The sequence below is a fragment of the Amedibacillus dolichus DSM 3991 genome (assembly GCF_000154285.1).
GTDB lineage: Bacteria > Bacillota_I > Bacilli_A > Erysipelotrichales > Erysipelotrichaceae > Amedibacillus > Amedibacillus dolichus.
Window position 1 is genome coordinate 2,523 of the sequence record NZ_DS483462.1, and the last position, 13,862, is coordinate 16,384.

Consider the following 13,862-nt stretch of genomic DNA (forward strand, 5'->3'; position numbering starts at 1 on the left):
TAATGGAAGATAGAATGACAGCCCAACAATTGAAAAATTCAATTCTTCAAATGGCTGTTCAGGGAAAACTTGTACCTCAAGATTTAAATGATGAGCCAGCATCAGTTTTACTTAGAAGAATAAAAAAAGAAAAAGAAGAACTAATTAAGGAAGGGAAGATTAAAAAAAGTAAAACAGAATCTTTCATCTTTCGTGGTGCCGATAATCTTCATTATGAGCAGATAGGTAAAGAGGTACGATGTATTGAGGATGAATTGCCTTTTGAGATACCTGATAATTGGGAATGGGTACACATTAATGATATTGCAGAATCTTATTTAGGAAAAACACTAAATAAAACAAAAGATATTGGTGAATCTGTTCCATACTTATGTAGTATTAATATCCAATCAGATTACATTGATATGAATACTATCAAGATTGCAAAATTTAATGAGGCAGAAAAACAAAAATATTTGCTTCAAGATGGAGATTTATTAATTTGTGAAGGTGGAGATGCAGGAAGGTCAGCAGTGTGGAACAAAAATAAAACAATGTATTATCAAAATGCGTTACATCGTGTTCGCTTTTATGAAAAACTTAATCCAGTTTTTTATCAAAGAGTTCTATCTTTTTATAAAGTCTCCAAAATATTGGATAATTATTTTAAAGGTGTAACTATTAAGCATTTTGTACAAAAATCATTATTTTCAATTTATTTTCCTCTACCCCCACTCCAAGAACAACATCGAATAGTTGCAAAACTTCAAGAATTAGAACCGTTGATTGAAAAATACAGAATTGCTGAAGAACAATTACATGAACTAAATTCAAATATCAAGGATCAATTAAAGAAATCGATTCTTCAATATGCAATCGAAGGTAAACTAGTACCTCAAGATCCAAATGATGAACCTGCATCTGTATTATTAGAGCGTATTCGAGAAGAAAAACAACAACTTATCAAAGAAGGTAAAATCAAAAAAGATAAGAATGAATCCATCATTTTTAGAAGGGATAATTCTTATTATGAAAAGATAAACGGAATTGAGTATTGTATAGACAATGAAATCCCGTTTGAGATACCAAATTCATGGCAATGGGCAAGACTTAACAATATTGGGAATTGGGGAGCAGGCGCTACTCCTAGCAAATCAAATAACGAGTATTATTCGAATGGTACAATACCTTGGTTATTAACTGGAGATTTGAATGACGGATATATCACAAATATTCCAAATCATATAACAGAATTAGCTTTAGAAAAAACTTCTGTTAAACTTAATCCATCTGGTTCTGTTTTAATTGCGATGTATGGAGCAACAATTGGAAAGTTAGGAATACTGACTTTTCCAGCAACTACAAATCAAGCATGTTGCGCATGCTTAGTATACAAACCATTCTATTCAAAATACTTATTTTTCTATTTACTAGCTAATAAAAGAAACTTTGTCAAAAAAGGTGAAGGAGGGGCTCAACCTAATATTTCAAAAGAAAAAATCATAAAAACACTTATAGCAGTTCCGCCTCTCAAAGAACAAATAAGAATAGTAAATTTGTTAGGAAAAGTTATTTAACATTATTCTTATTATGAGAAGTTTGCCGAATTTACAAATAAAATTGATGATCTTATACCATTTGAAATTCCAAATACTTGGGAATGGATTAGATTAGGTACTGTAGGTGAATCAAATATTGGTTTAACATATAAATCGTCAGATATAACTAATTCAAAAGGAATTTTAGTTTTAAGATCAGGAAATATTCAAAATGGAAAAATGTCATATTGCGATAACTTATATGTTTCATGTGAAGTGCCACAAAAAGCAATGATATATAAAAATGATCTACTTATTTGTGCTAGAAACGGAAGTCGTTCTTTAGTTGGAAAGTGTGCGATTGTAGATATTGAAAAAGCATCATTTGGGGCTTTTATGACTAAATTTAGTAGTAAATTTAATCCTTATATAAAAATATTTTTAGATTCACCTACTTTTAGAAATCAATTAGATAATGTCAAAACAGAAACAATAAATCAAATCACGCAAAAAAATCTACAAAATCAATTACTTCCTTTACCTCCTTTTGAAGAACAAATTAAAATTGTTAATACGATCAACAAAATATACTCCATTCTAGATTGTTAGAATGGAGTATTGTTTTTACCAATCAATTAAATTATCAACAAGTTCTTGTTGTTCTGTGGAAGTTTTTCTTAAATATATTCTTGTGGTTTCTATACTTTCATGTCCCATTAAATCTGCTAAAAAAGCAATATCATTGCACTTTGCTAAAAAATTTTTTGCAAATCTATGGCGGAACGAATGCGGATATACCACATTAGGATTAATATCATATTTCAAAGCAAATTTTTTTAATTGCCCCGAAATTCCTCTGGTAGTAATTCTGTTCCCATATTTGTTTAAGAATATAAATCCTGTTTCCTGATTCCTAGATTTTAACCAAATCAATGCCTCTTTCTTTAATTTAACAGGAATATATATTCGTCTTAATTTACCACCTTTTGAATAAATATCGATATAGCCTAATTGCACATGTTCTACTTTTATTTGAATCAATTCACTCACTCGAGCGCCTGTAGCAGCTAGAAATCTAACTACCATATACCAATCCAAATCATCTTTTTTCAAACAATTCTTTAAATAGTTATAGTCTGCTTCGCTAATAACATTTTCAAGATAAGTTTTTTGTTGAATTTTGATAAATGGTAATTTCAAACTTCCTTTACTTAAAAATTCTAGGTAACAATTAATAGCTCTTAAACGAAGATTCACTGTTTTAGGCTTATAGTTTTCTATTAACCAAGTTTTATACTGTTTTAAATTTTTTTTATTTATATCCTCATACTGTATAAAATACTGATCAACAGCAAATACATACGAATCAATCGTATTTTTTGAAAAATTTGTTTTTTCTAAATATTCTTTAAATTGTTTACTCATAACAATCCTCCTTCGGAAGAAAATTATAAGTACAAATATTAAAGTAAGTGTGTTATGAGATTAATTTTTTCTAAAATTCGTTGTTGTTCGGTTATTGGTGGCAAAAAGATAAGCGTATTATTAAATAGTTCTTTATCTAAATGAGGTATTGCAGCGCCTTTTTTGTTATGTTTGTATTTAATTCTGTTGCATTGAAATATGATGTCTACATATTTTTCGTTAACAAAATTAGAAGTTTGTAATATTTTAAAAGTGCTTCCCATATACCCTCGGTATTTTATTTTCATTACTTCTCCCGAATTTTCACCATCAACTAAAATAACATTAGTGCCACGGGTCACTATCACTCCACTATCTTTTGTTTCTGCTTCCTTATTTCCACGTAAAACTTTTACTTCTAAATAAGGAAGTATCTCACCTTTTGATAAATTCCCGTTATTAAGCCAACAAAGATTCTTTTGTCTTGTTAAAATCCAATTAATTGGAACGCTACATTTTATTTCATCATCAATACAGAACTCTGTATTTCCAAACTTCTCATAATAAGAATTATCCCTTCTAAAAATGATGGATTCATTCTTATCTTTTTTGATTTTACCTTCTTTGATAAGTTGTTGTTTTTCTTCTCGAATACGCTCTAATAATACAGATGCAGGTTCATCATTTGGATCTTGAGGTACTAGTTTACCTTCGATTGCATATTGAAGAATCGATTTCTTTAATTGATCCTTGATATTTGAATTTAGTTCATGTAATTGTTCTTCAGCAATTCTGTATTTTTCAATCAACGGTTCTAATTCTTGAAGTTTTGCAACTATTCGATGTTGTTCTTGGAGTGGGGGAATAGGCAGTATCATTTTTGAGAGTGTTTGTCCATTACAGTTAGGTTGGGCAGTTGCAATTGTTCCTTTTTTTAGTTGACTCCAGTATAAAGAAGTTTCCATAAAATACTTAAGATATTTGGGATTAATTTCGTTATAGTTATAAACAGTTCTAATTAGATATCCTGCAAATACAGAGTCCTCGTTGATATTTTCTACCAGAAACGACTTACCAACTGTACCTCCCGTTCGAGCAAACAATATATCAAAATTATGTAGTAAATAATCAGGTATTTCATTTTCTTTAATATTACAAAAAGGAACACTATCCCATAAAACTTGATTATCCTGTATATCCGTAATTCTAACCATTTTGATTACTCCTGTATCTTTTGCAGGTGCATTATATCCATATTGGATTTTATACGAAACTTCTCCCCACGACTTCCATTCCCAATTATCAGGTATCTCAAATGGCAATTCATCTTCAATACATCGTACTTCTTTACCTATCTGCTCATAATGAAGATTATAGGAATGTAATATATTACTAATTACTTCTGTATTATTAGTCTGCTATATTTTTAAGTATTACTTTCACTAGATACGACATACTGACATATACCATACAACACCAAGAAGATAGGGGTAACCAAAATTAAGCAGGGTTTAGTGTAAAATTCAGTAGGGTCTTTTAATAGGGTTTACTGATAAAATAAAGAAAAGGATAGAAACAATTCGATTACTGTGTCTATCCTTTTTAAGTGCTTAATTCAAATAATAATAATTATTTCATTTTATCTATTTTTATTATAAGATTTTCTTTTTTTCCTTTGTAACTATGAATTTGTTTGGTTGATTTAGGTGTTCCTAGAACTGTATCGAACTTAGTTTTATTAAAATCAATATATGTTTGCTTCTAGTTTTTATATATTTCAAACTTGTCATCAACTTCATAAAATATTTCATCTAATTGATATGTACTTAAATAAATATGAAAATATTTGTTTCTTTTCGTAGGACTATCATTCCATTGAATATCTTCATAATCTGCTAATAGAAAGAATTTGTAATGGTTTAATAATATAAGTTCTTTCGATTATTTGATTGATGAATATGCAAGATTATTTAATTCGTTCTTTTCTTTTAGTCTTTCTTTATCTCGTTTTTGGTATTTCTTTTTGACACTGACTAAATAATTGTTTAGCAGTTGGTTTAAATAAGAAACGACGTGAAAACTATCAATTACTATCTTTGCATTTCTAAAGTATTTATCAGGAAATGTAAGATATTCGCTATACATATCGCTTACTATGTATTCTACGTTTCCACGTTCTTGAAAACTAATAGAATAAAAATAAGCATCGAGTGTCGTTTCCCAGCGATTAGGTAAAATATCAACGATTTCTCTCGTTTCAAAATCCATAAGTACACAACACAGTTTAGTCTTTTCATTAATATCTAAATGGACTTCATCTATACTTAATATTCTAGGAAGAGGTAAACGTTTCATATCAACGAATTTAGTAAATGTATCATGAACATAGGTATCTGATACATTAAAATGTGCAGCTACCATAGAACATGTTTTATTAATATCCTTTAATTCGTTAATGATAAGGAATGGTATTAAATTTGTGATTCTTTTTCTAGGCTCGATGAACAGACTAATAATATTTGATGTTTTGCCTTACGATGAGTGAGATACCCTTAGAGTACATAGAAAAACCACATATAGGACATACATGTGGTACTAAAGGTTTCTCGATTACAACAGTTTTTGTAAGAGAGTTTTGGTTGGTGATGATTTCGACAAGGCGAATAGTATCATCTTCTAAATTTAAAGCTTTTATGATATCATTCATATATCCTCCATTTCTATTTGAATTAAGCAATCTAATAACAATGGAGAAAAAAGAAGAGGATAATTACATTGTGTAGTTGTCCTCTTTTTAACGTGATTTTGATTAAAATTTTAGACCCTGCTAATAGACCCTATTAAAAGACCCTACTAAAGCAAACCCTATTTAAATTTGGTTACCCAAGGAAAATTCTGAATTTATTAATTATCTATTGCCATGGGAGGAACAAGTTCAAACAATATGTAAGAAAGCCGAATAGCGATGGTTATTAGAATGACCACCTTACTCGGCTTTTTATATTTATTCAATACACTTTTTATTTGATGCTTACAATAAAATCAATCTTTTTTGTTTATTAATTGATATAGTTTATTATAGCAGTGTACTAACCGTAACCACAAAGAAATCATGAACATTGTAATCTCCTGATTATTTTAAGGCTAGTTCAATGCGAAATTACATTTGACAAAAAAATCAAAAATGTTTATAATATGAACCGTTCACAACATGAACTTAATCTAGCGATTTTCATTGCTGGTTTCTTGTGATTTATGAATTATACGTGGAGGATACTATGAGTAAAAAAGCTAAAAAAATAATTAAAATAGTAGTGATTTCAATTGTAACGCTTGCGATAACAATTTGTTTCGGAGGTTATATGATGTTTCACAATGAAATCAAGACGCTTCACTCGATTGAGAAGCTTGATGATTACCCATTCTATATGATGGAGTATTATGGTGATTATGGTCTTGATGAATTTTTAGAACAAGGAGGCGCATCGAGCGATTCTGAATTGGTTTCCTTTGTGGTAAAAAGGTTAATGAAAGGATTGCCTATAGAAATCAATATTCCAAGCTTAGGCTGTTCGACCTTCACAGCAGTAACTCCCGAAAATGAATACTTATTCGGCCGTAATTTTGATTTAAGCTATTCACCGGCTATGATGGTTCGTACAAAACCGGAAAAAGGATATGAATCTGTTTCCATGGTAAATTTAGGCTTTATCGGATATGGAAAAGATAAGTTACCCGATAATTTTTTCAATAGTATAACAACTTTGGCAGGACCATACGCCCCTCTTGACGGAATGAACGAAAAAGGTTTAAGTGTAGGGGTGCTACTTATTCCGACAGAAGAAACGAACCAAACAACGAATAAAGTGGATATTACGACAACAACGGCAATTCGAATGATTTTAGATACCTGTGCTACGGTAGAAGAGGCTGTTGATTTGTTATCGCAATATGATATGCATTCAAGTGCAAATAGCTGTTATCATTTTCAAATAGCCGATGCCAATGGAACTTCCGTTGTGGTGGAATATATTAACAATGAGATGAAATTGGTTGAACCGAAGCAAGCATATCAAGCAGCGACCAACTTCCTATTAACACCGGGAGATTATGATTTCGGTCATGGTCAGGATCGATACAATACGTTAATGACTACCCTAGATAAGAAACAAGGAGTATTATCGGAAAAAGAAGCAATGAATCTTTTAAAGGCAGTTTCCCAACAGCCACATAAAACAAAAGATGGAAGCATAAGCGCAACACAATGGTCCGTTGTATATAACAATACAAAACGTACAGCAACCGTATCAATGGGAATGGATTATCAGCATACGTATGAAATTAAGCTGTTTGAATAATAGATACAGTAGATGTAGAAAGCCCAAGAAAATAGTTTTATGAAGAGCCACATAGAATTGAATGTGGTTTTTCTTCATTATAAAATGTTTTATAAAATCCGTAATCTAACTTCTTTACCTGCATAAAGAGAACGATGAGCAAAAAACGAGGAAGTATTTGTTATTTTTATATATGTATTGGTGATTTCTAGGATTTCAGCTGATGCATACGATTTGAAAAAAAGAGGAGCATTTGCTAGTATTAAACTATAAAAGGCTAGGAGGCAAGGATATGAAAGCAATGAGATTACTTATGATAGGTGCTATTGGTTGTTCTTTCGTGCTTACCGGTTGTGGGAAAAAGGTTACAACGGAAGAGGCAAGAGATATTGCTTTAAAGGACGCCGGTTTATCTGAAAAAGAGGTGCGCTTTACATCAGAAAAAATTGATGATGACGGTTTTGAATTTTCTTTTCACACCGATAAAAAGGCATATATTTATGAGATTAGTGAGCGAGGAAAAATTGAGGAAATAAGCACATCGAATTATACTACACCCCAAAACGATAAGACGAATGAAAATCAGCAAACACAAGCTCCATCAGCGGATAAAGAGGCTGCCATGCTTACCCAGGAGCAAGCGTTAGAAAAGGCAATTGCTCATTTTAAAGTAGATGCAGCTGCCATTACCAATCTTCAGATCTATCAAGAAAATGATGATGGAATACAGGTTTATGATGTTGAATTTGTATATGATGGAAAAGAATATTCTGCGGAAGTAGATGTAACAAGTGGAGCTATAACCTCAAGTGATATTGATATGATACATTAGACTGTTTATAATGAAAACTTTTATTTGCTAATATTTGAAGTAAAAAGCAAGATACAAAGAGAATCAATCTCCATATTTAAGGGATTGATTTTTTTCGTTTTGAATACGTATAATCTATCATTTATAATTCATGAGCATCTGCTTTGACAAAATGTAAGCGGTTAGATAAGATGGTAGTGTCATATAAATATATACGTTAGCTTAGTATATAAATAAGGCGTAAATATAATTCTTAAAGGAAGAAATGGAGGTAGATTATGTTATTTACGACAACAAAGCAACAAGAGGAGCTACGTAAGCAAGTACGTACCTTTGCGGAAACCGAAATCAAACCAATCGCATTCATGCTTGATAAGGAGAATCAATTTCCAAGTGAACAAATTGCGAAATTTGCAGACATGGGATTGATGGGAATTCCTTATCCTAAAGAGTATGGAGGTGCCGGATTAGATGTATTAAGCTATGCAATCGCAGTAGAGGAACTATCACGTGTTGATGGAGGAACCGGTGTGATTCTCTCTGCCCATGTATCGTTAGGAAGCTATCCGATTTTTGCATTCGGAAATGAGGAACAAAAAAAGAAATATTTGGTACCGTTAGCAAAAGGAGAAAAAATCGGCGCATTCGGCTTAACGGAGCCCAATGCTGGAAGTGATGCCGGAGGTACGGAAACAACTGCTGTCTTAGAAGGTGATCATTATGTTCTAAACGGAAATAAAATCTTTATTACCAATGCCGATAAAGCAGATATTTATGTCGTTTTTGCTTCCACGAACCCGGAATTGGGAACAAAAGGAATTTCTGCATTTATTGTTGAAAAAGGCATGGGCGGCTTTACATTTGGTGATCATTATGACAAGATGGGAATTCGTTCATCTTCAACCGCTGAGCTGATTTTCAACGATGTTAGAGTACCGAAGGAAAACTTGCTTGGAAAAGAAGGAGAAGGCTTTAAAATTGCCATGTCAACCTTGGACGGCGGTCGTATTGGTATTGCTGCACAGGCTTTGGGAATTGCTCAAGGAGCGTATGAAAATGCACTTGCGTATGCAAAGGAAAGAGAACAATTCGGTAAGCCGATTGCTCAACAGCAAGGGATTGCATTTAAGCTTGCTGATATGGCAACGAAGCTTCGTTGTGCTCGTATGTTGGTGTATTCAGCTGCTGAGCTTAAGGAGCAGCATGAACCGTATGGTATGGAATCGGCAATGGCAAAGCTATATGCCAGTGATATTGCCTTAGAAGTTTGTAATGATGCGTTGCAAATTTTCGGTGGCAGTGGATATTTAAAAGGTATGGACGTAGAGCGTGCGTATCGCGATGCGAAAATTACAACGATTTATGAAGGGACGAATGAAATTCAACGAGTAGTTATTGCATCTCATCTTATCGGAAAACAACCGAAAAATCAAAAGGTTGCTAAGAAAAAAGGAACGATAACCGGAGAAAGAAAAAAACAAATCTTTAAAGACGGCGATGCGCAACATAAGGTGCTTGCCTTGGTAGAAGCATTGAAAAAAGATGGCTATGATTTTACGGTGGGAATTGATATTGATACACCGGTTGCGAATGCCGAGCGTGTGGTTTCCGTAGGAAAAGGAATCGGAGAAAAGAAAAATATGAAGCTGATTGAAGAATTGGCGAAACAAGTGGGTGCGGCAATCGGAAGCTCACGTCCGGTTGCGGAAAGCTTACAATATTTGCCAATCAATCGCTATGTGGGAATGTCCGGTCAAAAGTTTAACGGGAATTTGTATATCGCATGTGGTATTTCCGGTGCCGGACAGCATTTAAAGGGCATTAAAGATGCAACAACGATCGTTGCCATCAATAAAAATGCCAATGCGCCTATTTTCAAAAATGCCGATTACGGTATTGTAGGCGATTTGATGGAAATTTTACCACTGTTAAGCAAAGCACTTGATACCGGAGAAAAGAAACCGGCACCACCGATGAAGAAAATGAAGCGACCGTTTATGAAAAAAGAAGCCCCTTCCTATATGCGTCATGTATGCAGTGGCTGTGGATATGAATATGATCAAATGCTTGGTGATGTTGAAAATGATATTGCGGCAGGAACTTCGTTTGAAAAGCTTCCGGAAGAATGGGTTTGTCCGGAATGTGGTGAAGATAAAACGCAGTTCATTGAAACATTAGATTAAAATAGGAGGTTATAAAACTATGTATTGTGTAAGAAAAGTTGTTGATGATTTATATTGGGTAGGGGGAAATGATCATCGCCTGGCATTGTTTGAAAATATTCACCCCATTCCCCGAGGAGTCTCTTATAATTCCTATTTATTATTAGATGAAAAGACCGTACTATTTGATACGGTTGATTGGGAAATATGTCGGCAGTTTATCGAAAATATCGAGCATTTGCTTGATGGTCGTGATCTGGACTATTTAATTATCAATCACATGGAGCCCGATCATGGCGCAAGCATTGAAGAAATTTTGCTTCGTTATCCGAATGTTACGATTATTTCAACGGAAAAAAGCTTTCTGTTGATGCGTCAGTTTGGCTTTTCGATCGACGGACATATTGATGAAGTTAAAGAAGGCGATACGCGAACATTCGGAAAGCATACGATTACATTTGTCGAAGCACCTATGGTTCATTGGCCGGAAGCGATGGTTAGCTTTGATGTAACAAATGGTGTCCTCTTTTCTGCCGATGCCTTTGGTAGCTTTGGGGCTTTAGATGGTAAGCTGTTTAATGATGAGGTGAATTTTGATCGTGATTGGCTAGATGATGCACGCCGTTATTATACCAATATCGTTGGAAAATACGGTCCTCATGTGCAGGCTTTGCTTAAGAAAGCAAAAACACTTGATATCAAAGTGATTTGCCCGCTGCATGGACCGCTATGGCGCAATGATTTTGCCTATTTGCTTAATAAGTACGACCAATGGAGTCGCTATGAGCCGGAAGAAAAAGGGGTTATGATTGCGTATGCCTCTATGTATGGAAATACGGAATCAGCGGCACAGGTGTTAGCTGCTAAGCTAGTGGAAAAGGGTGTGAAGAATGTTGTTGTTCATGATGTTTCCAATACCCATGTTTCCTATTTGATTGCTGATGCATTCAAATACAGTCATATGGTATTGGCCTCTGTAACCTATAACTTGGGGATTTATCCAATCATGCATGATTTTTTGATGCACATGAAGGCTTTGAATTTACAAAAGCGCACCATAGGCTTGATTGAAAACGGCTCTTGGGCACCGAAATCAGGTGCTTTGATGAAACGCTTCTTAGATGAGGAAATGAAGCAGATGAGTGTTTTAAATAGTGAAGTAGCGATGGTTAGTACATTGAATGATAATAATAAATCTGAAATGGATACCTTTGTAGATAGTATTCTTGATTCTATGGATATGTAGATAATAGAACCGATTGAAGAGAAGTATGCTGTTTTTTGAGTGATTAATAAGTAAGAAGCGGTAGAGCTATAAAAATAGACTATGACAAGTAGAAGTTGGTTTATCTATTGTCATAGTCTTCTTTTGCATAGAGTTTTTTCTACGAAACGTAATTATTTATCAGCATTTTGATTTGCATGTTTTTTTAGAACATTGTCTTCCATTAGGACAGCCAATACAATTATTTCCTTGTTTTTTTGATTTATAAAGATAGAATAAGATAGCACAAACTATGGAAGAAATCAGGAGTATAATTATTAGATTTTCTATCATAACTTTACCAACCATTACTTATTGTTTAAGGAATACTCATCTTTTAATTTTTGATTAGTATTTTTTATCAAGATGGAGATTGTAATTATGATGATGCAGACAATTCCCAATCCTGCTAATGCTCCGACTAAATTTAATGTTTCCGGAGCAGTCATTAAAGTACCAAGGGTATAAACAAGATAAGCAACGATAAATCCAACACTAAATTGTAATCCAATGCCTCCCCATACCCATTTAGAGCTTTTCATTTCTGCGTTCATTGCGCCAATTGCTGCAAAGCACGGAGGTGTATAGAGATTAAACATTAAGTAAGCAAGTGCTGCTATTTTAGTAATTGCGATAACTCCGGCTACTTCTTCACCAGCTCCTTGCATTAAAACAAGCTCTTCTGTATCAATTAAGTTTTCTAATCCGACAAAGCAAACTGCTAAAGTACCAACAACATTTTCTTTTGCGATGAATCCTGTGACTGCAGCTGCTGCAAGTTGCCAACTTAATACACCAACAATTGGAAATAAGATATAAGCGAAAGGAGAAGCAATAGAGGCAAGAATTGAGGCATCTGCAGTTTCAGCAACTGTTAAGCTCCATGTAAATGTTTGCATAATTTGTACTGCGGTATTACATAATAAGATAATAGTAGCAGCTTTTACAATGTATGCCCAACCACGATTACACATCGATTTAAATGCTTGCCATAATGAAGGAATTTTATATTCGGGAAGTTCAATGATAAAGAAAGATTTTCTTGCTTTATATCCTACGATTTTATTGATTAATAGAGCGCCAAAGAAAATAAGAATAATACCTGTTAAATACATAAGCGTGCTTACCCAGCCTGCGTTATCAAAGAAAGCGCCGGCAAATAAAGAAATTACAGGAATCTTTGCTCCACAAGGCATAAATGGTGCAAGCATTGCGGTAGCTCTGCGTTCCCTTTCGTTACGTATTGTTCTACTTGCCATAATACCTGGGACAGCGCAACCGATTGTAATAACAAATGGAATGACAGATTTCCCGGATAATCCTACTTTTTTAAAAATCGGATCTAACACAACCGCAACTCTTGCCATATAACCACAATCTTCAAGAAGCGCGATTAAGAAATACATAACCATAACAAGCGGCAAGAATCCAATAACAGCAATCACTCCGCCAATGATACCATCTACAAGCAAGGCAGATAATAGAGGATTTGCATTTGCAATCAGTGCACCTACCCAACCTTGGAACATTTCCAAATAGCCTACCAACCAATCAGCAATAGGTTTTCCTATCCAAACTTGGGAAATTTCAAAGACGAAATACATAACCATTGCAAAAATAGGTATTCCTAACCATTTATTTGTAAGAATGGTATCAATTTTATCATTGATATTTTTCTCTTTTGTTAACATATTACGTTTTTCAACCTTTTTAACAATTTCATTTACAAATTTGAATCGTTCTCTGTCTGCTTTTTCAACTTCATTTCTATTTGTTAAATCAATATTCTTTTGATGGTATGGAGCATTTTGAGCTTTATTCATCTGTTTTATTGCTGTATGAATTAAGTCATTTAATCCTTCTTTTGATGTGGAAACAGTTTTGATAACCGGACAACCTAATTCCTTCGATAACAGCTCTACATTTATTTCGGTTTCTTTTTTTACGTTAATATCACTTTTATTTAATGCAACGACCATTGGAATACCTAATTCTAATAATTGTGTTGTGAAAAATAAACTTCTACTTAAATTGGTTGCATCAACAATATTAATAATGACATCAGGATTTTCACTTTTTACATATGTACTTGTGATACTTTCTTCACTAGTAAATGGAGACATTGAATAAGCTCCAGGTAAGTCTACTGCCATTAACTCTTGATTGTTGCTATAAAACTTTTTTATTGCATGTTCTTTCTTTGAAACGGTAACTCCAGCCCAATTTCCAACTTTTTCATTACTACCAGTTAAAGCATTATACATCGTAGTTTTTCCTGAATTCGGATTTCCGGTAAGTGCGATTCTCATAGTTATTCCTCCCTATTATCAAAAAAAGTTATCTTAAACTAACTTAGCGGCTAAAAAA

The 13,862-nt window shown here is 33.5% G+C and carries 11 protein-coding genes; 6 read left to right on the forward strand and 5 right to left on the reverse strand.

The window, feature by feature from the left end; genetic code table 11:
• The coding region (locus tag EUBDOL_RS00440) for a restriction endonuclease subunit S (protein WP_004797421.1) at positions 1-1,556 on the forward strand (1,556 nt) is incomplete at its 5' end.
• A 66-nt stretch (positions 1,557-1,622) separates the two neighbouring features.
• Positions 1,623-2,126 carry a restriction endonuclease subunit S gene (locus EUBDOL_RS00445; RefSeq protein WP_083781320.1) on the forward strand — a complete coding sequence of 168 codons (504 nt, stop codon included), beginning with the start codon at positions 1,623-1,625 and terminating at the stop codon, positions 2,124-2,126.
• 15 nt (positions 2,127-2,141) lie between these two features.
• Here the strand turns inward: EUBDOL_RS00445 and EUBDOL_RS00450 are convergent, their stop codons facing one another.
• The 4 genes from EUBDOL_RS00450 to EUBDOL_RS11335 all read right to left on the reverse strand — a co-directional run bounded on the left by EUBDOL_RS00450 (position 2,142) and on the right by EUBDOL_RS11335 (position 5,628).
• Entirely contained in the window at positions 2,142-2,942 is an 801-nt protein-coding gene (locus tag EUBDOL_RS00450; RefSeq protein WP_004797423.1) for a tyrosine-type recombinase/integrase, read from the reverse strand.
• 38 nt (positions 2,943-2,980) lie between these two features.
• Complete coding sequence (locus tag EUBDOL_RS00455) at positions 2,981-4,243, reverse strand: restriction endonuclease subunit S (RefSeq protein WP_004797424.1); 1,263 nt, start codon at positions 4,241-4,243, stop codon at positions 2,981-2,983.
• Positions 4,244-4,862: 619 nt separating this feature from the next.
• Positions 4,863-5,342 (reverse strand): transposase, encoded by a 480-nt coding sequence (locus EUBDOL_RS10900; protein ID WP_004797425.1) that lies wholly within the window; start codon positions 5,340-5,342, stop codon positions 4,863-4,865.
• Positions 5,343-5,430: 88 nt separating this feature from the next.
• Positions 5,431-5,628, reverse strand: a complete 198-nt coding sequence (locus EUBDOL_RS11335; protein ID WP_004797426.1) for a hypothetical protein — start codon at positions 5,626-5,628, stop codon at positions 5,431-5,433.
• A gap of 571 nt (positions 5,629-6,199) precedes the next feature.
• Here EUBDOL_RS11335 and EUBDOL_RS00470 point away from each other — a divergent pair.
• The 4 genes from EUBDOL_RS00470 to EUBDOL_RS00485 all read left to right on the forward strand — a co-directional run bounded on the left by EUBDOL_RS00470 (position 6,200) and on the right by EUBDOL_RS00485 (position 11,477).
• Positions 6,200-7,279 carry a C45 family autoproteolytic acyltransferase/hydolase gene (locus EUBDOL_RS00470; protein WP_040462768.1) on the forward strand — a complete coding sequence of 360 codons (1,080 nt, stop codon included), beginning with the start codon at positions 6,200-6,202 and terminating at the stop codon, positions 7,277-7,279.
• A 271-nt stretch (positions 7,280-7,550) separates the two neighbouring features.
• Positions 7,551-8,090 (forward strand): PepSY domain-containing protein, encoded by a 540-nt coding sequence (locus tag EUBDOL_RS00475; RefSeq protein WP_004797429.1) that lies wholly within the window; start codon positions 7,551-7,553, stop codon positions 8,088-8,090.
• Between the two features lie 257 nt (positions 8,091-8,347).
• Positions 8,348-10,252 carry an acyl-CoA dehydrogenase family protein gene (locus EUBDOL_RS11970; protein WP_004797431.1) on the forward strand — a complete coding sequence of 635 codons (1,905 nt, stop codon included), beginning with the start codon at positions 8,348-8,350 and terminating at the stop codon, positions 10,250-10,252.
• A 19-nt stretch (positions 10,253-10,271) separates the two neighbouring features.
• On the forward strand, positions 10,272-11,477 hold the full coding sequence (locus tag EUBDOL_RS00485) for an FprA family A-type flavoprotein (RefSeq protein WP_004797432.1): 1,206 nt from the start codon (positions 10,272-10,274) through the stop codon (positions 11,475-11,477).
• A 326-nt stretch (positions 11,478-11,803) separates the two neighbouring features.
• Here EUBDOL_RS00485 and feoB read toward each other — a convergent pair whose 3' ends face one another.
• Positions 11,804-13,804: a ferrous iron transport protein B gene (gene feoB / locus EUBDOL_RS00490; RefSeq protein WP_004797434.1), complete on the reverse strand. Its 2,001-nt coding sequence runs from the start codon at positions 13,802-13,804 to the stop codon at positions 11,804-11,806.
• Positions 13,805-13,862: the final 58 nt, after the last annotated feature.